Source organism: Actinomycetes bacterium, assembly GCA_036000965.1.
Taxonomy (GTDB): domain Bacteria; phylum Actinomycetota; class CALGFH01; order CALGFH01; family CALGFH01; genus DASYUT01.
The window spans coordinates 1-20,809 of record DASYUT010000332.1; the positions used below are offsets into that span (position 1 = coordinate 1).

General features: G+C 71.9%; 18 protein-coding genes. 11 read left to right on the forward strand and 7 right to left on the reverse strand.

Annotated features, from left to right (window positions below):
• Positions 1-136: 136 nt before the first annotated feature.
• The 3 genes from VG276_30030 (at position 137) to VG276_30040 (ending at position 2,656) form a co-directional block, all read left to right on the forward strand.
• A complete protein-coding gene (locus VG276_30030; protein HEV8653523.1) occupies positions 137-1,207 on the forward strand; it encodes a hypothetical protein in 1,071 nt (356 codons plus the stop codon).
• A gap of 146 nt (positions 1,208-1,353) precedes the next feature.
• Positions 1,354-1,851: a SigE family RNA polymerase sigma factor gene (locus tag VG276_30035; protein HEV8653524.1), complete on the forward strand. Its 498-nt coding sequence runs from the start codon at positions 1,354-1,356 to the stop codon at positions 1,849-1,851.
• Entirely contained in the window at positions 1,844-2,656 is an 813-nt protein-coding gene (locus VG276_30040) for a hypothetical protein (GenBank protein ID HEV8653525.1), read from the forward strand. The genes VG276_30035 and VG276_30040 overlap by 8 nt, the downstream gene beginning before the upstream one ends.
• Positions 2,657-2,759: 103 nt before the next feature.
• Here VG276_30040 and VG276_30045 read toward each other — a convergent pair whose 3' ends face one another.
• Positions 2,760-3,722, reverse strand: coding sequence for a biotin--[acetyl-CoA-carboxylase] ligase (locus tag VG276_30045; protein ID HEV8653526.1), 963 nt, complete (start codon positions 3,720-3,722; stop codon positions 2,760-2,762).
• 155 nt (positions 3,723-3,877) lie between these two features.
• On the opposite strand from VG276_30045, the gene VG276_30050 reads away from it, so the two are divergent.
• The 4 genes from VG276_30050 (at position 3,878) to VG276_30065 (ending at position 8,706) form a co-directional block, all read left to right on the forward strand.
• A complete protein-coding gene (locus VG276_30050) occupies positions 3,878-5,422 on the forward strand; it encodes an acyl-CoA carboxylase subunit beta (protein HEV8653527.1) in 1,545 nt (514 codons plus the stop codon).
• A complete protein-coding gene (locus VG276_30055) occupies positions 5,419-5,682 on the forward strand; it encodes a hypothetical protein (GenBank protein ID HEV8653528.1) in 264 nt (87 codons plus the stop codon). The genes VG276_30050 and VG276_30055 overlap by 4 nt, the downstream gene beginning before the upstream one ends.
• Positions 5,683-5,773: 91 nt before the next feature.
• On the forward strand, positions 5,774-7,543 hold the full coding sequence (locus tag VG276_30060; protein HEV8653529.1) for an acetyl-CoA carboxylase biotin carboxylase subunit: 1,770 nt from the start codon (positions 5,774-5,776) through the stop codon (positions 7,541-7,543).
• Positions 7,544-7,863: 320 nt separating this feature from the next.
• Positions 7,864-8,706: a hypothetical protein gene (locus tag VG276_30065; protein HEV8653530.1), complete on the forward strand. Its 843-nt coding sequence runs from the start codon at positions 7,864-7,866 to the stop codon at positions 8,704-8,706.
• A 97-nt stretch (positions 8,707-8,803) separates the two neighbouring features.
• Here the strand turns inward: VG276_30065 and VG276_30070 are convergent, their stop codons facing one another.
• Positions 8,804-10,360, reverse strand: a complete 1,557-nt coding sequence (locus tag VG276_30070) for an amino acid permease (GenBank protein ID HEV8653531.1) — start codon at positions 10,358-10,360, stop codon at positions 8,804-8,806.
• A gap of 263 nt (positions 10,361-10,623) precedes the next feature.
• Between VG276_30070 and VG276_30075 the strand changes: the two genes are divergently transcribed.
• From VG276_30075 to VG276_30085, 3 genes are read left to right on the forward strand one after another with little or no spacing between them, the layout of a single operon-like run.
• Positions 10,624-11,391: a GntR family transcriptional regulator gene (locus tag VG276_30075; GenBank protein HEV8653532.1), complete on the forward strand. Its 768-nt coding sequence runs from the start codon at positions 10,624-10,626 to the stop codon at positions 11,389-11,391.
• Positions 11,388-12,221: a hypothetical protein gene (locus VG276_30080; GenBank protein ID HEV8653533.1), complete on the forward strand. Its 834-nt coding sequence runs from the start codon at positions 11,388-11,390 to the stop codon at positions 12,219-12,221. The genes VG276_30075 and VG276_30080 overlap by 4 nt, the downstream gene beginning before the upstream one ends.
• A gap of 31 nt (positions 12,222-12,252) precedes the next feature.
• Positions 12,253-13,776, forward strand: a complete 1,524-nt coding sequence (locus VG276_30085; protein HEV8653534.1) for an FGGY family carbohydrate kinase — start codon at positions 12,253-12,255, stop codon at positions 13,774-13,776.
• A gap of 61 nt (positions 13,777-13,837) precedes the next feature.
• Here the strand turns inward: VG276_30085 and VG276_30090 are convergent, their stop codons facing one another.
• The 4 genes from VG276_30090 to VG276_30105 all read right to left on the reverse strand — a co-directional run bounded on the left by VG276_30090 (position 13,838) and on the right by VG276_30105 (position 19,709).
• Positions 13,838-14,572, reverse strand: a complete 735-nt coding sequence (locus tag VG276_30090) for an endonuclease/exonuclease/phosphatase family protein (protein HEV8653535.1) — start codon at positions 14,570-14,572, stop codon at positions 13,838-13,840.
• Between the two features lie 97 nt (positions 14,573-14,669).
• Entirely contained in the window at positions 14,670-16,697 is a 2,028-nt protein-coding gene (locus VG276_30095) for a DNRLRE domain-containing protein (protein HEV8653536.1), read from the reverse strand.
• 193 nt (positions 16,698-16,890) lie between these two features.
• Positions 16,891-18,504 carry an oligosaccharide flippase family protein gene (locus tag VG276_30100; protein ID HEV8653537.1) on the reverse strand — a complete coding sequence of 538 codons (1,614 nt, stop codon included), beginning with the start codon at positions 18,502-18,504 and terminating at the stop codon, positions 16,891-16,893.
• Positions 18,456-19,709 (reverse strand): hypothetical protein, encoded by a 1,254-nt coding sequence (locus tag VG276_30105; protein HEV8653538.1) that lies wholly within the window; start codon positions 19,707-19,709, stop codon positions 18,456-18,458. The genes VG276_30100 and VG276_30105 overlap by 49 nt, the downstream gene beginning before the upstream one ends.
• Positions 19,710-20,039: 330 nt before the next feature.
• On the opposite strand from VG276_30105, the gene VG276_30110 reads away from it, so the two are divergent.
• Entirely contained in the window at positions 20,040-20,384 is a 345-nt protein-coding gene (locus tag VG276_30110; GenBank protein HEV8653539.1) for a hypothetical protein, read from the forward strand.
• On the opposite strand, the gene VG276_30115 is transcribed toward VG276_30110, so the two are convergent.
• Positions 20,335-20,809: DUF1003 domain-containing protein (locus VG276_30115; protein HEV8653540.1), on the reverse strand; the 475-nt coding region annotated here is incomplete at its 5' end. The two genes, VG276_30110 and VG276_30115, sit on opposite strands and share 50 nt — an antisense overlap.

The following is a 20,809-nucleotide window of genomic DNA, read 5'->3' on the forward strand; positions in this document are numbered from 1 at the left end:
AACCCCTCTTCCTTCGCCCAGGCCCGGCAGTACGCTTCCCAGGGCTGGCCGGAGGCTGGGTGCGCCTTCCGGGCGGAGGGCGGCGGGTATAGCGTCGGCGCGGATCGAGCACCGGTCAGCGGCTGAGGGGCGTCCCATGGAGGATGATGAGGTAGACCAGCAAGCAGGCACCGGGCCACCGCAGGCAGCGCCGCCGGCCCGCGAAGCCGGATCCTGGCTCGCCCGGCTGCTCGCCGAGCCAAGCGTGCGGATCACCGTCATCGCCTGGCTGGCCGCGAACGTGGCGGTCGTGCTCATCGCGCGGGGCCACCTGCCGTTTCACCGTCCCGGGCTGCACGGCGCACCGTTCGTGACCCAGGTGCTGGCTCCCAACGTCGCCATCGTCGAGGTCCTCGCCCTGATGGCGGTGGTGTTCGCGCTGACCCGCAGGCGGGTGGTGCCCGACCTCGCCGCCCGGGCACCCCAGCGCGCGGCCGCCCTGCAGGAGACGCTGTCGCTGGTGGGGTACGGGATCGGCGGCCTTGTCGGCGGCTTCGTCCTCGGCACCGCCCTGGGCTTCCACCCGATCAGCTTCCACCTCACCGGCACCTTGTACGGCACCGACGAGCCGGTGACGCCGCTCGAGGTGGGGGTCTGGGCGGCCTACAACTTCGCCGTCTTCGCGGTGGCGCCCTACCTGTACTTCCGCCGCCGGTACTCCGCGACGCAGCTGAACCTGAAGTCCACCGACCTGCGCAACGATGTGCTCGTCATCGTGGTGGTGCTGCTGATCGAGTGCGTGGTGGAGCTGCTCGGGCTGAGCTCGGCGATCTTCGACCTGAGCGTCCGGCAGCTGGCGCTGGGCGCGCCGCTGTCGTTCGCGGTGTACTTCGTCGGCACGGTCCTGCCCACGATGATCTTCGTCCAGTGCGTGCTGGTCCCGCGCTACCGCAGACTCACCGGGTCGACGGCCACCACGGTGATCCTCGGCGGCGTCACCTACACGCTGCTGCACTGCTTCGACGGGTGGCAGGTCTTCACCACCCCGGGCGCGGTGGCCTTGTCGGTGATCTTCCTGTTCCTGCAGTACCTCGGCCCGGGCATGATCAAGACGGTCCTGACCCTGCGCACCGGCAACGCCTGGGTCCACGTCTGGGCCTATCACGCCATCGCGCCCCATACGATCGCCGACACCCCGCTGATCGTGAAGATCTTCCGTCTCGGCTGAGCCACTGCGCGGATGGCGGCAGGCGGGCGAGGGTTCCCGGACCTGCGCGGCGACGTCGCCGAATCGTGACCATGTGGGGAGGAACCGGTTCCCGGCGGGCGGCGTGTCGCGGGTGGATGGGCGAAGCTGGTGGGCAGGAGGTACTGGTGGCGACCGACGACGACTTTGAGCGGTTCTTCGCCGCGACCTATCCCCGCCTGGTGCGCCAGCTGTTCGCCGTTGTCGGCGACGTGGGCGAGGCCGAGGACGTTGTGCAGGAGGCCTTCGCGCGGGCGGCCGTGCGCTGGCCGCGGATCTGTACCTACGACGACCCGCAGGCCTGGGTGCGGCGGGTGGCGCTCAACCGGGCGCGCAGCAACCTGCGCCGCAGCCGGCGGGCGCTCGCCGCCCTGGTGCGAACCGGGCCCGTCGGCGACGTGCCCGAGCTGTCGCCCGACGCCACAGCGGTGGCCACGGCCATGCGCCGCCTGCCGCAGCGCCACCGCGAGGTCCTCGTCTTGTACTACGTCGTGCAGCTCTCGGTTGAGGAGACGGCCAGGCAGCTCGGCATCCCCACGGGCACGGTCAAGAGCCGCCTGGCCCGTGGTCGCACGGCACTCGCCCGCCAGCTCGGCGAGGAACGAGAGGAGCTGCACCATGCATGACGATGAGCTGCGGGCGTGCCTGCTCGCCTACGCCGACGAGGGCGGCCAGCCGCGCCGCCCGGCCCCCCGCCCGGCCGAGCTGCGGCGCCGGGGCTACCGTGCTCTGGCGGCTGCCACGACCGCCGTTGTGCTGCTGGTCGCGCTGGCTGGCGGCGGTGCTGCCGTGTTGACTGGCCGCGTGAGCGGGCTCTGGGACACCGGCGTGGCCGGCCAGCCCCACCCCGCGACGCTGCCCAGCCGACCGTCGGGCGGGCCGACCAGCACGCCCGGCACGGCGACCCCCGGCCCTGGCACCGCACCACCTAGCTCCGCACCAGCCCCGTCCGGGCGGCTGACGCCGGCCAGTGCGGTGACCCCGACCGGGATGGGCCCAGTCGAGTTCGGCATGACCGTCCAGCAGGCCGAGCGCGCGGGCGGCGTGCGGCTCGTCGGGCTGGGCGACACGTCCGGCGACTGCTCCTACGTGGTACCCACGGGTTGGAAGGTGCGCGTCGGTGACATGGTTGTCGATCCAGTGGCGTTCATGGTCAGCAGCGGCCGGATCGCCCGGGTGGACGTCCAGTCCGGCAGCACCCCGACGTCGGCCGGTGTCCGCATCGGCAGTACCGAGCCCGAGGTCCGCCAGGCCTACCCGGGCCGCGTCAGCGTCGGCCAGAACCTTTACGGGACGCGCCTGCTCACGGTCGTCCCCGCCGACCACGAGCGCGCCGGCTACCGCATCGTGTTCGCAAGCGACGGCAAGACGGTCATGTATTTCCACGCGGGCAGGCTCCCCGAGGTGAACTACCCAGAGGGCTGCTCCTGAGCCGCCCTCCCAGGGCATCCAGGCTGCTGCGGCGACGCCTATTCCGGCGAGGCGTCGACTGGGCAGACCTTCGGGGGTCGACTAGGCAGACGTTCGGGGGAAGTCAGGAGCCGCGCGGGGGCCCGGCCCGCAGGTGCTGGACGTCGCCGGCGGCGACTTCGACGCGGCGGCCGGCAGGGGTCCGGACGACCAGGCTCCCGCTGGGGCCGAGCGCGACCGCGGTGCCGGTGACCGGGCCGCCCCCGAGCAGGTCGGCCCGCACCTCGCGCCCGAGGGTGTCCAGCCGGTCGTGGTAGTCGGCCAGCACCCGGGCGGTGTCGCCGGCCGCGAGCGCGGCGTAGCGGGCGAGGAACGGCCCGGCCCAGGCCCGCAGCAGGGCGGCCCGGTCGACCGGGGCGCCCGCGGCCAGGGCGACGCTGGTTGCCTGGCCGGCCAGCTCGGGCGGGAAGCCGTCGGGCCCCTGCCCGACGTTCACCCCCATGCCGAGCAGGACCCACTCCAGCCGGCCGCCGGCCACCCGCGCCTCGGCCAGCAGGCCGGCGGTCTTCCGGCCGCCCACCAGCAGGTCGTTCGGCCACTTCAGCCCGACCGCCGGCACCGCCCAAGGCCCCCGGGCCGCTCGGGCCGGCGCCCCCCCACCGGCGGCGGGGCCGCCCAGCACCTCACCGCCGGCGGCGGGCCCGCCTAGCACCTCACGGACGGCGGCGGGCCCGGCCAGCACCTCACGGACCGCGTCGACCAGGGCGACGCCGGCCGCGGCAGTGGCCAGCCAGGCCTCGGTGCCGGCCAGGGGGGGCCGCAGCACCACGGTCAGCAGCAGCGAGGTGCCTGGCGGGGCGGACCAGGTCCGGTCCAGGCGTCCCCGACCGGCGGTCTGGACGTCGGTCACGACTGTCGCGCCCTCCGGGGCACCCCGGGCCGCCAGCTCGGCGGCCCGGAGCATGGTGCTCGGCAGGACCGCGGCGACCTCGAGCGGCTCGAAGAAGGCGGGGAGCGCCCGGCGGACGCGGTCACGGTACCCGCCCAGCCCCTCCCCGGCGCCCGCCGGGCCCGATGCGCGTGTCACAGGTCCCCATTCCTCCGCTCGATACGGCCTCACCGGTCGGGAAGGTTACCCCCCAGGCAGGGCTGTTCATACAATGCACAGTGGACCATCGGCTCGGCGAGCGCCGGGACCGCACCTGCCGGGAGGTTCACGTGCCGCCAGTGAAGCCGAAGACGATGAAGGAGCGGATCGACGAGCTCCGCAACCGCAGGGAGCGGGCGCTCCACGCCGGCACCAAGGCGGCGGTCGAGGTCCAGCACGACAAGGGCAAGCTGACCGCCAGGGAGCGCATCGACGCCTTCCTCGACCCGGGCTCCTTCATCGAGCTGGACATGTTCGCGGTGCACCGCGCGTCCGCGTTCGGGATGGACAGCAAGAAGATCCCGGGCGACGGCGTGGTCACCGGCTACGGCACCGTGGCCGGCCGCCGGGTGTGCGTGTTCAGCCAGGACTTCACGGTGTTCGGGGGGTCGCTCGGCGAGGTCATGGCCGAGAAGATCTGCAAGGTCCAGGACCTGTCGGTGAAGATGGGCGTGCCCTGCATCGGCATCAACGACTCGGGCGGCGCCCGCATCCAGGAGGGCGTGGTCGCGCTCTCCGGCTATGCCGAGATCTTCTGGCGCAACGTGCAGGCGTCCGGGGTGGTGCCCCAGCTCTCGCTGATCATGGGCCCGTCGGCAGGCGGTGCGGTCTACTCCCCCGCCATCACCGACTTCATCCTCATGGTGAAGGAGACCTCCTACATGTTCATCACCGGTCCCGAGGTCGTGAAGACCGTGACCGGCGAGGACGTCACCTTCGAGGAGCTCGGCGGGGCGATCACCCATGCCACCAAGTCGGGCACCGCCCACTTCGCCGCCGAGGACGAGGACGAGTGCTTCGACCTGGCCCGCTCGCTGCTTGGCTACCTGCCCCTGAACAACATGGAGGACCCGCCCCGGCGGCAGCCCAGCGACGACCCGCGGCGCGAGGACCCGAGCCTCATCGACCTGATCCCCGACAACCCCAACCAGCCCTACGACATCCGCGAGGTGGTCAAGCGGGTGGTCGACGACGGCGAGTTCCTCGAGGTCCAGCAGGCGTGGGCCGAGTCGATCGTGATCGGCTTCGCCCGCCTGAACGGGCGGCCGGTCGGCGTGGTCGGCAACCAGCCGCTGCACCTGGCCGGGGTGCTCGACATCAACGCCTCGATCAAGAGCGCCCGTTTCGTGCGCTTCTGCGACGCCTTCAACATCCCGATCGTGAGCTTCGTGGACGTGCCCGGGTTCATGCCGGGGACGAGCCAGGAGTGGGGCGGCATCATCCGGCACGGGGCCAAGCTGCTGTACGCCTACGCCGAGGCGACGGTGCCCAAGATCACCGTGATCACCCGCAAGGCGTACGGGGGCGCCTACGACGTCATGGCGTCCAAGCCGCTGCGGGCCGACGTCAACTACGCCTGGCCCACCGCGGAGATCGCGGTGATGGGCCCCCAGGGCGCGGTCAACATCGTCTTCCGGCGCGAGCTCGAGAAGGCCGACGACCCCGCCGCCCGCCGGGACGAGCTGGTCGCCGAGTACACCGAGCGCTTCGCCAACCCCTTCATCGCGGCCGAGCGCGGCTACGTCGACGAGGTCATCGAGCCGCAGGTGACGCGCCAGCGGCTCTGCACCGCGCTCGAGATGTGCATGACCAAGCGTGAGCTGCGCCCGCCCCGCAAGCACGGCAACATCCCACTGTGACCGCGCACGAGGCCCGGGAGGGCGACATCGAGGTGCTGCGCACCCCGGACGGCCTGCGCTTCCGGGTCGTCAAGGGGGCCCTGGAACGCGACGAGTCGGCGGTGCTCGCCCTGGCCATCGACCGGCTGGTGGCCAGGGACCGCGACCGCGAGCTGCGTCCCTGGGCCACCAACGTCCGGCCCGGGCTCGGGATCCGCGCCTACGAGCCGGGCAGCCGCTGGAGTCACAGCCTGCGCTCGACCTGGGGCAAGGACCCCTGAGGCGCCCGCTCCACCTCGGCCTGATTCCTCCGGGGAGATGCGCTGAGCTACGCTTGGCCGACAGCCGGGTCGTCGAGGAGGACAGACAGCCGTGGAGAGGGTCCTGGTCGCCAACCGTGGCGAGATCGCCGTGCGCGTCCTGCGGGCCTGCCGGGAGCTGGGCGTGGCCGGCATCGCCGTGTACTCCGACGCCGACCGGGACGCCCTCCACGTGGAGCTGGCCGACGAGGCGTACCACATCGGCGAGGCCGCCCCGGCCAAGAGCTACCTCAACGTCGACCTCATCGTGGAGACGGCCAGGCGGGCCCGGGCCGACGCCGTCCACCCCGGGTACGGCTTCCTGGCCGAGAACGCCTCCTTCGCCCAGGCGGTGATCGACGCCGGGATCCGCTGGGTCGGTCCCCCGCCCGCCGCGATCGCGGCCATGGGCGACAAGGTTTCGGCCCGCAAGGTGGCCGAGCAGGCCAAGGCGCCGCTCGTGCCCGGGACGGTCGAGCCCCTGACCGGCCCGGACCCGGCCATCGCGTTCGGGGCCGAGCACGGCTACCCGCTCGCGCTCAAGGCCGCCTTCGGCGGCGGCGGCCGTGGCATGAAGGTGGTGCGCACGCCCGAGGAGGTGGCGGACGCGCTCGAGTCGGCCGAGCGGGAGTCCAAGGCCGCGTTCGGGCGCTCCGAGATCTACGTCGAGCGCTACCTGGCGGCCCCGCGCCACGTGGAAGCCCAGATCCTGGCCGACTGCCAGGGCGAGGTGGTGTTCCTGGGCGAGCGGGACTGCTCCCTGCAGCGCCGCCACCAGAAGCTGGTCGAGGAGGCGCCGGCGCCCGGCCTGCCCGAGGAGGTGCGGGCCGCGCTGGCCAAGGCGGCCTGCGACGTCGCCCGGGCGGCCGGCTACGAGAACGCGGGCACGGTCGAGTTCCTCTACGAGCCGCGCACCGGCAACGTCTACTTCCTGGAGATGAACACCCGGCTCCAGGTCGAGCACCCGGTCACCGAGCTGACCGCCGGCATCGACCTGGTCCACGCCCAGCTCCGGGTCGCCGCCGGCGAGGCCGTCCCGTCCCACTGGGACGGCCTGCGGCCCCACGGGCACGCGATCGAGGTGCGCATCAACGCCGAGGACCCGGGCAGCAACTTCCTGCCGGCGCCCGGGCCGGTCACGGCCTGGCGCGAGCCGTCCGGGCCTGGCGTGCGGGTGGACGCCGGCGTTCGCGCCGGCTTCACCGTCCCCCAGGCCTACGACTCCCTGCTCGCCAAGCTCATCGTCTGGGGCGAGGGCCGGGACCAGGCCAGGCGGCGGATGCTGCGCGCCCTCGACGAGTTCGTCATCGAGGGCGTGCCGACCACCATCCCGTTCCACCGGCTCGCCATGCTCGACCCCGCGTTCGCGGCTGGCGAGGTGTCCACCGTGCTGGTCGAGCACGGCATGGACCTCTCCTCGCTCACCCCCGCCGTGCCGGCCGAGGAGCCCGCGGGCGAGCAGGTCGCCAAGGCGCCCCCGCGCCGCCTGGTCATCGAGCTCGAGGGCAAGCGCTTCGACGTCGACGTCTTCGCGCAGGAACCGGTCAGGATCCCCGAGCGGGTGCGGACGCCGCGTTCCCCCAAGGCGCTCGAGCGGGCCCGGGCCGAGTCCGGCGGGCCCGGCAAGGAGGTCGTCCAGACCCCCATGCAGGGCACGATCGTCAAGGTCCTGGTGGCCGACGGCGACAAGGTCACCCCCGGCCAGACGATCGTGGTGCTCGAGGCGATGAAGATGGAGAACCACGTCATCGCCCACCAGGAGGGGACCGTCACCGGCCTGAGCGTGACCGAGGGCCAGACCGTCCCCACCGGGGCCACGATCGCGACGATCGACTCGACCTGAGGCCCGGCCGGCCCGCTGTCTCGGGGGAAGTACCGATGACGCCGCAGCTCCGCCCCTCCCACCCAGAAACGGCCTCCTGGGTGCGTCTTCCCTGCCCAGCAGGGTGATATGGGTGATTTGACTTACACCGCGAGGGAACCTAGCCTGAAACCCGTCATCCCCCAGTGACAACGTTCCAACGGCCGCCCCCACGGTCGCGACGTTCCAGTCCTAGAGGTCAACCTCAGCTGCGCCGCGCCGCCATGCGGCCCGGCCTGGTACGCACCCTTTCGCCGTGCGGCCGCGAGCGGCCGCATCCCCCCATGAAAGGTGGTCGACGTATGCCACGACCCAGCCTCCCGTCCGGGCACCGAGCGGCGCCGGGACTGCGCTGGCCGTACCTGCTGCTCGCCGCGCTGCTCCTGCTCGCCCTGGCGAGCGCCGGTTACCAGGTGCTCCCCTCGGCCAAGGCCGCCGGCCAGACCAGCGCCTCGTCCAGCGCCTGGTCCAGCGCCACCACGGGCGCGCCCCCCACCACCGCCCAGGCCGCCCCCACCACCAGCCCCCCCAGCCCAGGCGACCCCACCCCCAGCACCACCGCGCCCAGCACCGCTGGCGGGCCCCCCACCACCGCCGCGGCGCAGCCGCCCGCGACCCTTGCCACCAGCTGCAGCGACAGCGCCCTGCCACCCCACGACGGCTTCGAGCAGGCCCCCCGCTGCGTGGCCACCGACGCCGGCGAGGTCCCCACCGCCACCCCCGCGGTGCTGCTCGCCCGCTTCCCCCGCCAACCCCGCGCCGGCCAGCCGTTCCAGGTCACCATCAGCACCCGCAACCTGGTCCGCGACCGCTTCCTCAAAGCCGCCGAGGGCGGCTACTACCGGGAGATGTCGGTCCTTGACCCCGCCGGCATCGTCCGCGGCCACCTGCACCTGTACGTCCAGGCCCTGCGCGACGGCGCCAGCGTGCCCGACGCCGACACCACCCCGCTGGAGTTCTTCAGGGCGGTCGAGGACGGCGGCGGCGGCGCGGGGCTGTCGCGGGTGTCGGTGTCGGTCAACGCGCTGACCGCCGGGCCCAAGCGGCTGTGTGTGACCATGGGCGACGGGTCGCACCGGGTGCCGCTGATGCGCGCGGCCAAGCTCGCCGCCGGCATCGACTGCGTCCGCATCCTCGTCAGGTAGCGCCGGACCCGACGGCCGCCGCCAAGGCGCCTCCCCGGCTGGCCGGGGAGGCGCCCTCGTCTGCGGCTGCGGCCTACCGGCGCAGGAAGCGTGCGCTTCAGGTGGTGGGAGCCTTCTTGGCCGCCGCGCCCGCTGCTCCGATGTCCGTGACGTGCGTGGTGCCGTAGCCCTCGGTCTCGGGGTGTCCGTGCTCACCCCTGGTGACGGCGAACTCCTCCTCTGGGGAGAGCACCAGACGGTGCCGGCCGGCGATGGCGAAGTAGAGGATGCCGAGCACGAAGTAGATCAGGGTCCCGTACACGCCCGGCCGGTAGCTGTCATTGGAGTACAGCGATATCAGCGAGACGAGCGCGATGGCACCGGCGATTCCCGCTCCCCATTCGCCGACGGGGCTGCGGTACGGCCGGGCGATGTTCGGCAGTCTCCGGCGGAGCATGACGAACGACAGGCACTGCATGAAGTAGGAGATGACGGCGCCGAACACCGCCATGTACAGCAGCGCACCCACGATCTGCCCCGCCAGTTGGCCGCCGCGCTTCCCCAGCTCGTAGATCAGGACGGCCAGCGCATAGCCGACGACTGCGCCTGCGATCAGGGCGATGTGGGGGGTGTTGCGCTTGCTGTGCGTGAGCGACAGCCACTTCGGGAAGTAGCCGGCCCGCGACAGCGAGTAAGTGTTGCGGCCGTAGGCGTAGATGATCGTAAAGAAACTCGCGATCAGCCCAACCAGCCCGATCAGCGCGAGCAGCTCGGCCGCCGTGCCGTCGCCGAAGACCCCCTTGAACCCGTCGAACAGCGGCGTGGCCGAGACGCCGATCTTCGCCGCGCCGCCGTCGACGCCGGTGTTGAGGAAGAGTGTGAGCGCTCCGGTGACGACCAGCGTGGTGAGGCCCCAGATCGTCGCTCGCGGGACGTCGCGCGCAGGGTCGTGGGACTCCTCCGCCGCGAGCGGCAGCTCCTCGATCGCCAGATAGAACCAGATCGCGAACGGGATGGCCGGGAAGATCCCTCCGATCCCGTGCGGCAGGAACGTCGACCCCCCGGCGTCGGGCTTGATGTTGGTCCACAGGCCCGCGTCGAACTTCCCGGACACGAGCACCGAGACGAAGAAGAAGGCCAGGATCGCCAGGGCGAGGATGTTGATGAAGACCGTGAACCGCATCGTGGCCACGATGCCCACGATGTTGATCGCCACGAACACGACGTAGAAGACCGCCCACCAGGTGACGGGGCTGTTCCACCAGGGCTCGCCCACGATGTCGAAGAGCCCTTTGACGACGTCGTGCATGAGGAAGCCCATGGCGCCCACCACCACGGCCGGGGTGATCACGTACTCCATGTTCTCGGCGAGCCCGGTGATGAACCCGCCCCAGGGCCCCATCGCCGAACGGGCGAAGGAGTAGGCGCCACCCGTGTGGGGCAGGGCGGGCGACATCTCGGCGATGCTGTAGCACAGGCCGTAGTACATGATCGCGACGAAGACCGTGGCGATCAGCAGGCCCCCGAAGCCGCCGGCGTCAAGCCCGAGGTTCCACCCGTAGAAGTCGCCGGAGATGACGGCCGCCACGCCAAGCGACCACAGCGACCAGAAGGCCGCGTGCCGCTTGAGGCGTCGTTTGACGAAGTACTCGGCCCCCGCCTCCTCGTAGCTCACCGACCCGACTCTGCGTCGCTCCTGAGCCACGGCGCAACCCCCTTGTCTGCTCCCTCGCGGCCGCCGCCGCGTGGGGAATTTGTCTGACATGTGTCGGCCTTCCCCGGATGGTAAGGGCGTGCCCGGAGCGAGTCAAGCCAGGCGGGCCTGGTCCGGCCGCCAGGGTGCCGCCAGGGTGCCGCCAGCGTGGCCGCCGTGCCGCGCCCGGCCGGGCGTGCCGTCTTGACCCTCGCAGAGTTGTCTGACATATACTCATCACTGGGATGCAGACGGCACAGCAGGGAACGAGGGCTCGGCCGCGGCTGCGCTCGGTCTCGGTCCAGGACGAGCTCAGGCAGCGGCTCGATCGGGGGAGGTTCCCCGCGGGGACCCGCCTCCCGTCCGAGCCTGACCTCGCGGCGGAGCTCCGGGTGTCCCGAGCCACCCTCCGGGAGGCGCTTCGGGCGCTGGAGGACGAGGGGCTGCTGTTGCGGCGGCGGGGCTCGGGGACCTACGTCGCCGAGCGTCCCCGCGTGGCGAACAGCCTGGACTTGAACTTCGGCGTCACCGAGGCGATCCGCGCGGCCGGGATGCGGGCCGGGATCGCGCAGGGACGACAATGGGTGGAGCCGGCCTCCGTCGGTGAGGCGGCCCGCCTGGAGCTGGAACCCGGCCAGGACGTGCTGGTCGTCGAGCGGGTGCGCACCGCGGAGGGCAAGCCCGTCGTCCTGTCCCGGGACGTCCTGCCGAGCAGGCTGGTCGGCGACCGGGCGCAGGTCGTCGAGGCGATGCTCCACCGGTCGATCTATGAGGTGCTCGAGCGGGACCTCGGCGTCGTCATCCACCACGGCGTCGCGAGGTTCCGGCCTGTGCGGGCCGACCACGCCGTCGCCGACCGGCTGGGCGTCCCCCGAGGTGAGCTGCTTCTCTACCTCTGGCAGGTGGACTACGCCGAGGACGGCGCCGCGGTGCTCTCCTCGCACGAGTTCCACCTCGCGGACGCGTTCGACTTCTCGGTGGTCCGGCGCGGCCCCGGAAGGAGGTTCACGTGACAGCACAGGTCGGAACGTCCATGCGCCTCAAGCGGGTGATCGACCCGGCCGGGGTCTCGCTGATCTGCGCCCTCGATCACGGGATGACCTCACCGACCTTCCTCGAGCCGCTCGCCGACATCGCAACCCGGACCGCCGAGGCGGTGGCCGGCGGGGCCAACGTGATCATGATGTCCAAGGGCATGATCCGTCTCGCGGAGCCGGCGTTCTCGCCGACGACCTCGCTTGCGCTGCTGCTCTCGGCGTCGGCGAACCCGGCGGGCGGGCAGCCCGAGGTGGTCCAGATCGCCCTGGTGGAGGAGGCTGTGCGGCTGGGCGCCGACGCCGTCGTCCTGTTCACGGCGCTGGGCGGAGAGGCAGAACCGGGGATGATCCGCACCCTGGCCGGTGTGGGCAGGGAGTGCGCGGCGCTCGGCATGCCGCTGATCGCCGAGGCGGAGTTCCCGACCACCTATGCCTTGGTCGAGGAGCTGAAGGAGCAGTACGGCTTCGAGTACCTCCGGCGGAACGTCCGGCTCTGCGCGGAGCTCGGCGCCGACGTCGTGAAGACCAACTGGCCCGGTGACGAGGAGTCGTTCGGCCGCCTGGTGGAGGCCGCGAGCGGCATCCCGTTGGTGCTGGCCGGCGGCTCCCGCCTCGAGGACCGGGAGCTGCTCTGGAGGATGGAGCGGGCCATGGCGGCCGGCGCCATCGGGTGCTCGGTGGGGCGCAACGTCTTCATGCACCGGTCGCCCAGAGCGGTCACCCGCGCCCTGTCGAGGGTGATCCGGGAGCGGTGGAGCGCCGACAAGGCCTTCCAGGAGCTCCAGGCGGGCGAGGAGGCGTCGTGACGGCCGCGTCCGTGACCGGGCACCTCCCGCCATGACCGGGCCCTACGTGATCGGCTGTGACATCGGCAGCCAGGGAACCAACGCGACGCTCTACACAGCCGACGGCAGGCTGGTGGCCTCCGCCTACGAGGGCTACGACGTCGCCTTCCCCCACCCCGGCTGGGCTGAGCAGGACCCTCGCGCCTGGACGGCGGCGCTGCACGCCACGATCGCGCGCCTGGTGACCAGGGTGCCGGAGGGGCCGCCGGCGGTGAGGGGGCTCTCGTTCGGGTCGCAGCTCGACGGGATGGTGGTGTGCGACGGGAACGGTCGTCCCGTCCGGCCGGCCATGATCTGGATGGACCGGCGGGCGGAGGCGCAGGCGGCCGCCCTCGCCGGGCAGATCTCGCGGGCGGACTTCTACCATCACGTGGGCGCCAACCTGGACTCCTCCCACGCGGTGTTCAAGGCGCTGTGGGTCCGCGACGAGGAGCCCGCGGTGTTCGCGGAGGCGGCGAACCTCATGCCGCCGGGATCGTACGCGCTCCGCGAGGCGGCCGGGGTGCTCGCCGTCGACTACTCGAACGCCTCCTCGCTCGCCCTCCTCGACCCGCGGACCCGGACGTGGTCTGCACCGGTCCTGGGAGCCACCGGCATCGACCCGGCGATGCTTCCCGAGCTCGCCCCGGGGACACAGCCGGTCGGGCGCGTCACGCCCGCCTTCGCCGAGGCCACCGGCCTGTCGCCCGAGACGGTCGTGGTGGTGGGGTGCGGGGACGAGATGGCGGCCACCCTCGGTGCCGGCGTCTTCGCCCCGGGAGAGGTGTGCGACGTGGTCGGCACCGCAGAGCCTGTGTGCGCCGCCTCCCCGGGGCCGCGCGAGGATCCCACGATGCTCGTCGAGTGCCACCCGCACGCCGATCCGGACGTCTGGCTCCTCGAGAACCCCGGGTTCGTCTCGGGCGGAGGCCTGCGCTGGTGGCGGGACCAGTTCGCGCCGCTCGAGCGGGACGCGGAGGCCCGCGGGGAGGGCGACGCCTACGACCTGATGACTGGCCCGGCAGCCGAGGTGCCAGCAGGCGCGGAGGGTCTGGTGTACCTGCCGTGCATGCAGGGAGCGATGGCTCCCGAGTGGAACGGGGCCGCCCGCGGGGTCTTCTTCGGGCTCACCCTCGCCCACACCAGGGCCCACATGACCCGGGCGCTGCTCGAGGGGTGCGCCTACGCCCTCCGGGACATCCTCGAGGCCATGCGGAACGCGGGGCTGGAGGTCCGCCGGCTCACGATCGTGGGAGGCGGCGCAAAGGGAGCATTGTGGCGGCAGATCAAGGCCGACGTGACCGGCCTCCCGGTCCGCGTGCCGACCAGCGTGGAGACGACGGCGACCGGGGCCGCGATCCTGGCGGCGGTGGGATCGGGCATCCACTCGAGCGTGGCGGAGGCCGTGGACGCGTTCGTCGCCTACCGGCCCGAGGAGCACCTTCCCGATCCGGAGCGTCACGAGATCTACGCCGACGCCTACCGCAAGTACCGCAGCGTCTACTTCGCGCTGAAGCCGGTGTTCGAGGGCGCCTGAGCGGATCCCGCCGACCGGCGTCCCGTCACCGCATCATGGCGCGGGGAGCGGCCGGGCATGCTCAGGGGGCGACCTCGAGGTCGACCACGAGGGCGCGGTGGTCGCTGACCGGCGCGGTGGCCACCCGGCTGCCGCGGGGGTGGACCACTCCGGCCGGGTCGTTGCGCAGGACGTGGTCGAGCTGCTGGGTGGGGCGGGAGGCGGGCCAGGTGCGGCCGAGCCCGGTCTCGGGCCAGCCCCGCTGCGAGGCGAGCAGGAGCACCGTCGAGGGCAGGTTGAGGTCGCCGAGCAGCAGGCGCGGCGCCGGCTGGGCCGCGAGCACCCGCTGCAGCTCGCGGAGCTGGCCGACGTTGTGCCCCCGCTTGTTGGACAGGTGGGTGGCCGCGACGGTGAGCGGGCGCGACCCGACCCGGATGGTGGCGAGCAGCGCGGTGCGCTGCTCGCCGCCGCCCGCGGGCGGGAAGCGCAGGTGCTCGACCCCCTCCAGCGGCAGCCGCGACAGCAGCGCGTTGCCGTAGGCGGGCCCGCCCGGGTCGGGACCGGTGAGCGGCCGGTAGTCGTCGCCGACCAGCGCGGGCGCATACGACCAGTACCAGTCCGGACCGAGCGCCTCGGCGACCGCCCGGGGCTGGTCGGCCCGGTGGCTGCGGGCCAGCTCGCGGTCGACCTCCTGCAGCGACAGCAGGTCGGTCCCGAGCGCCCTCACCCCGGCCAGGACGGCGTCCAGGTCGACCTCGCCGGTCCGTTCCCGGCGGGCGCCGGCGATGTTCCAGGTGGCGACGCGAAAGGTTGGCATGGCATGAAGATCGCAGACCTGGCCCGTTGATACAGGTCCAAGCCCGGGCCGGCGGCACCAGCCGCCGGCCCGGTGCGACCCGAGCTGTCCAGGGGCATCAGCTCTGGGTCACGATGAGCTGGGGCGGGTTGCTGGCGGCCTCCCGGCTGTTGTAGAAGGCGCTGTTGGTGACGGCGTTCTTCAGGGCGAAGCTGTAGGTCCCGTCGCCGCTGACCGCGGCCGCGCCGAGGTCGATCTCGGCCCAGGTGCCGGTGGTCACCGCGCCCGCTCGAGCCAGCGGGGTGCCGCCGATCGTCGGGGCGTTGTTCCAGGTGAGCCCGGCCTCCGTCCAGGAGTTGCTCACAGCGTAGACGTCACCGCCGTCGACGCTGCTGTCGGTGACGTACAGGCGGAGCTTCACCGACGTCACCGGGCCGGTCATGCCGGTGACGTTGAACTGCAGGTAGCTGCGCCAGCTCGTGTCCGAGCTCGCCGTGCCCTGGCGGACCTTGAGGACGTCCAAGTTGCCGTAGTTCTTGCCCGGGGACACCGCGTTCACGTAGGAGTCGGCGCTCGGGGCGAACGTCTGCGTGGCGACGGGCTCGGTCACGGTGACGTAGCCCGTCCTCGTGGTGGTGTCGCTGCCGGCCGCGTTGGTGGCGGTCAGGCTCACCGTGTAGGTCCCGGCGGCCGTGTAGGTGTGGGTGGGGTGCTGGGCGCTCGAGGTGCCGCCGTCGCCGAAGGCCCAGGACCACGAGGTCGGGGGGCCGGTCGAGGTGTCGGTGAAGGCCACCGACAGTGGTGCCACGCCCGAGGTCGGCGCGGCGGTGAAGCTGGCGGTGGGCGCGGTGGGCGCGGTCGTCCCCAGCGACTCGTCGGCGTGCCAGTACCGGCTGGTGGTGTCGTTGCTGGCCAGTACGACCAGGCCGGTCGTCGAGTTCACGTTCTGCTTGGTCGAGGTGACGTTGTTCATGTCGGCGCTGGCCACGTCCCTGATCACCGGCGTGCCGACCCCGCTGGCGAAGGAGACGTTGTCCAGCGGGGAGGTCTTTTCATAGATCGTCCCGCTGTAGGCGATCGTGCCAGGGGTGGAGGGACCGGTGGCGAACATGTGGAGAAGGTTGTGCTCCTGGTCGAGCAGGACGATCGGTCGGGTGTGACTGTCGGCGATCCTGCCGAACATGTGGCTCGCCCAGTCGCCGGTGGCTGGGTCGCGCACCAGCAGCATGATGAGGGGCGCGTTCTGCGGCGGGCTGGGCTGGTCGTCCATCGAGGTCTTCACCGCCGCGAACACGCGCCCGCTGCTGTCAGCCTGCAGCGACTTGAGGTTGATGTGGTCGTCGGCGTTCTTCGGGCCCTGGATGGCGGTGCGACTGGTCTCCCAGGTGCCGTCGGGCTGCCCGTCGTCATGTATGGAGAAGTACATGGCTGAGACGGGCTGATTGCTCCACATCACGCCGACCTTGTTGCCGCCGAAGGCGACCGCCGAGGAGATGTCGTCGGCGTCCAGCCCGGTGGCGCCGGTCACCGGAAGGACGAACGGGGTACCCCAGGTGCCGTCGCCGCCGGTCGTCCGGTTGACCATGACCTGGCCGAACTGCGTCCAGGTGGCCCACAGCTTGCCGGTCGAGTCCTTGTCGATGACCAGCGTCTCGCTCTTGACGTCGTTGATGGCGACCGGGAAGCCGGCGTCCAGCGAGTAGCTTCCGCTCCCGGCGTCGTAGCTGAAGCGGTACAGGCGGCTCGGGTAGCCGGAGACGGCCGTGGACGAGCTGGCCGCGGCGACGTGGGAGGCGACGTACAGGTGGCTGCCGTCCCACAGGGTGTCGGCCTTGGTGTTGGTGCGCTCGTCGAGCGGGACGCCGGTGCTGACCCAGGTTTCGGTCGAGCGGTCCAGCCGGAAGATGTAGAAGTGCCGGCTCGTGCTGTCGAACATGCTCGCCCACCACGAACCGCCGTTCCACCACAGCTTGCTCTCGGGCTTGGAGCCGGTGGGGGTCGTCGTGCCGGTGTACGACAGGCCCTGATAGCCGATGTCACCGTCCGCCGCCTGGGCGGCGGTCGGGTGCCCGAGTGGGACGACGAGCGCGGTAGCCACAAGGAGCAGCGCGACCAGGTGGATACGTCCCGCTGACGTACTCTTCATGGAAATCCCCCCCGAGATTGCCCAGACCGTGGCTGAGCGCGCTCCACGTGCGGTCGAGCAGTGGTCTGGCCTCTTGTCGAGGTCAGGACAATTGACGCGACAAGTACAATGCGGCAGTGCTCGCACGCGGACGTATGATCCTGACAGCTATTCTTGCACAGCTATTCCTATTGGCAAGGTCGAACCAGATTTGTCATTGTTTGCCCGAAATGAGGGGGCCGACGACCGGCAGACGCGAGATCTCCGGGAAGACCCTCCCCAGCTGCAACAGCCCGCGGTTGACGCCGAGCACGCCGGCCGAGACGACCGCGGCGAGTCCCAATCCGACGACCGCGGGTGGCGAGACGAGCAGGGAAACCACCCAGAGCGCCAGCGCGCCGGCCGCCACCGTCAGGTAGACGCGCACGTAGCGCCGGTCCAACATGGCGATCCCGGTGCCCAGCCCTAGCCCGACCTGCTTGAGCAGATTGTGGACGACAAGGGCCGAGCAGGTGCCGACGGCCGCGCCCAAGGCGCCGTAGCGGGGGATCAGCACGAGGTTGACGGCGGCGTTGTAGACGACGGCCACAAGGTTGATGGTGACCGTGTAGCGCAGCCGGCCGAACACCTGGATCGTGAGCCCGTTGAACCCGAGCGCGGCCTGGAAGTAGGAGCCGAGCGCCAGCAGGGCGAGATAGGTGCCCGAGTCGGCGTACCTGGCGCCGAACAGCAGCACGGTGGTGGGCTCAGCCAGCGCGAACGTCACCGCGAAGACCGGGAACGTGAGGATCGCGATCCAGACCGCCGTCTGCCAGTACAGGTCCTGGATGCCCTCCCGGTCGTCGCGCTCGTACAGGCGCGACGCCAAGGGCAGGAACAGCAGCGTGAAGCTCGTGAACACGACAATGTTGAGGTTGGCGAGCGGCTGGACGGCCCGGAAGGCGGCCACCTCGACGGTGCCGCGGTAGCGCCCGAGCAGCACGGCGTCGAAGCTGTTCATGACCACGTACACGAGGTCGGTGGTGAGCAGCGGCAGCGCGAAGCCGAACAGAGGCCGGAACGGCAGCTCGACCTTCCGCAGACGGAAGTGGGCCATGTAGCCCCGGGCACGCAGGAGCCGCGCCAGCACCAGCGCGAACAGCAGCGTGCCGACGGCCCCGGTGGCCACGTAGCCGACGGCCAGGAACGACACCGGCTGCCGGCCCAACACCAGCAGCAGCACGACGCCGAGCCGCAGCACCGGGGCGAGCACATGGGTCCGGAAGAAGATCGCCCGTGGGTTGTCGAGCACCGCGAACGCGCCCATGAGCAGCTGATCGAGGGCCTGCAGGGGCGAGAGGGCGATCAGGATCACGAGCAGCCAGATCGCCTGGGTGTCGCTGATGAGCACTCCGGCCAGCCAGCCTTGCAGCCCGTAGACGAGCAGGAACAGGGTGAGACCGAGCGACAGGATCGTCGCGGCCACCATCAGGATCGTCCCGAACAGCCGGGCGTAGTCGCGCCGCTCGTCGTAGATCGAGAGAAAGCGGGTGTGAGCCCTGTTCAGGCCCAGGCTGACGAGCGATTCACCGAGGGTGACCAGCGAGAGGGCGTAGGCGAAGGCGCCGTACTCGGATTTTGTCAGGTAGCGGACGATCAGGATCTGGGTCAGGAAGGTCATGGCCAAGGCCAGCAGCCGGCCGACCAGGAGCAGGCTCGAGCCCCGGATCTGTCGGATGCCGGCGGCGGTCGCTTCGCTGGGAGGCGTGGAAGCGGGGCTGGCCGGGCCTGGATGCAGCGTCAGCGGACGTCGCCCCTTTCGGTGCCTTCCGCCTGGTAGGAGCGCCACACGGCCGCGGTCACCGCCCGCCGGACCACATCGGGCTCACGGGTTGCGTCCACGACCTGCAGCCTGGGCAGGCGCTCAGACAGCCAGGGCACCGAGTGCTCGCCCTTGCCCTGGAAGGCGACCTCTTCCGGCACGTCGAGGAGGACGGCCACGTCGGCCGCCGGGCAGACCCGGCGGAGCGCCCACTGGCTGACCCTGGCCCGGACCCCGTCGCCACCCGGGGGCGGCAGCAGGGCGTTGTAGGCGTACCGGTCCAAGACGACGAGCCGCCCGCGAGCGCGGTGGTAGGCGGCGACCGACGACTTGGCGCCCAGGCGCAGGACCCGTCCGGCCAGGCCCAGCCCGAGCACGTGCCGGGAGAGCCCGGAACCGTTCCCGCGGTGGGAGGCCATGCACAGCGAGCGTGCGGGGAAGTAGAAGGAGCGTTGCAAGCCGACCGCCAGGCTGGACTTGCCCGCTCCGTCCAGGCCGAGCAGGGCGACGGTTCTGCCCGGTCTGAGGACCGGCCTGGCCAGCGGGGTGAGCCGCCGCAGCCCGGCATGCCCCGCCAGCCTACCCAGCGTGCCGAGCGGGTGCCGGCGGGCCCAGCGGTGGCGCAGCAGCCCACCCAGGGCCACGAGTTCCGGCCATGCTGCTCGCCGGACCTGCTCGATCACCCAGGCCAGGTCACGCTCTGCCGGCAGGTAGGGCCGGACCGCCTGGGCGACCGGGCCGTCGACGCCGGCCTCCGGTACGAGTTCCTCGAGCCGCTGCGCATGGTGCGGCGGTACCTCATCCCGGTCGAGCAGGCAGTGCAACAGCAGGCACCAGAGCTCGTCGTCCGGGTCGAGCACGCTCACCGGCCCGAGCCGGCGGCGCCGGGCCAGGCAGCCCGCGGCCGCGCCGGTTCGCAGCTGCTGGTAGCGGCCGAACGCGAGCTCGCTGACGATGTCCAGCTTCACCCAGGCGTCGGCCTGCTCGTCGTAGGCCACGAAGAAGCGGTGGGACCCGTGGCCCCAGGCGAGCACGGGCGCGTACCCGGCCGAGCCCAGCACCGGCCCGAGGCGGTGGGCGCCGGAGGCGGCGACGAGCAGGTCGACGTCGCCGGCCGGGGCGCCGAGCTCCGCCGCGCCACGCAGCAGGCACCACTCGACCCGGGCCTCGTCGAGCGCGCCCATGGCCACAGCGACGGCCGGATGCACGACCCCGACCGAGCTGAGGCTCATGGCTCGCCGTTCCTGTCGAGGCCGAGCCGGCGCCGCCGGGACGCTCTGCCGGTGATACGCCAAAGGACGGTGTCGTTGAACCCCCCGTGGGGCTCGAGCACGAACTCCCTTGGCGTCCTCGAACTCATGTGGACAGGCAGGATACCGTACGACAGCGCGTGCTGTCACAAGGCAAGCGCTCAAGGGAGCGGCTCGAGCCGACGCACCGTCCCGGCCGTCCGCCAGCGTCCGACCCATCCGGGAACCGCCGCGGCCGTCGAGCGGTTTACCAACGCATGACAGCAACGATCGGCTCCGATCGGGCAGGGTGCGCACGCCATGGAGGCCGGCATGCCGAGGTTCATCGCCGTCGTCAACCTCTCACCGGTCGCGCACGCGGACGTGGCCGGGCCACGGGAGCGGTACGCCGTGGCCAAGGACTACCTCCGGCGCCGCGGGATCGCCATCCGGGCCACGTTCCAGCTCGACGGCACCCAGCACCTGCTCGTGCTCGACGCCGGCGAGTCCCCGACCCGCAACCTGAACCGGGCCCTGGCGCGGGCCTGGCCGGCGCCGGGCGAGCGGCCCGACCTGGCCCGGGTCGTCAACGCCGAGCCGTGGGTCCAGCGGGCCGACGGTGGGGCGTTCAGCCCCCCGCCCGGGCGATCTCGTCCAACCGAGCTCGCAGCTGGCTGAGCTCCTCCTCCACGCGCTCCATGATCTCCGCCTCGACGCGCTGCAGCTCCTCGCTCAGGTAGTCGCGCGTCGGCATCTCGCCCAGGGCGAGCCGGATCGAGGCCAGCTCCCGGGCCAGGTACTCGGTGTCGGCCAGGGCGCGCATGTTGGTGCGCCGGTCGATCTCGAGCTCCAGGCGGTCCCGCTCCTCCTGGCGGTTCTGGGCCAGCAGGATCAGCGGGGCGGCGTAGGACGCCTGCAGCGACAGCGCCAGGGTGAGCAGGATGAACGGGTAGGGGTCGAAGGCGAGGTCGGACCGGCGGAACACCACGTTCCAGGTGATCCAGCCGAGCACCACCACGGTCTGCAGGACCAGGAAGCGGGCCGTGCCCAGGAAGCGGGCGATGGCCTCGGAGAAACGGCCGAACGCCTCGGGGTCGTAGTAC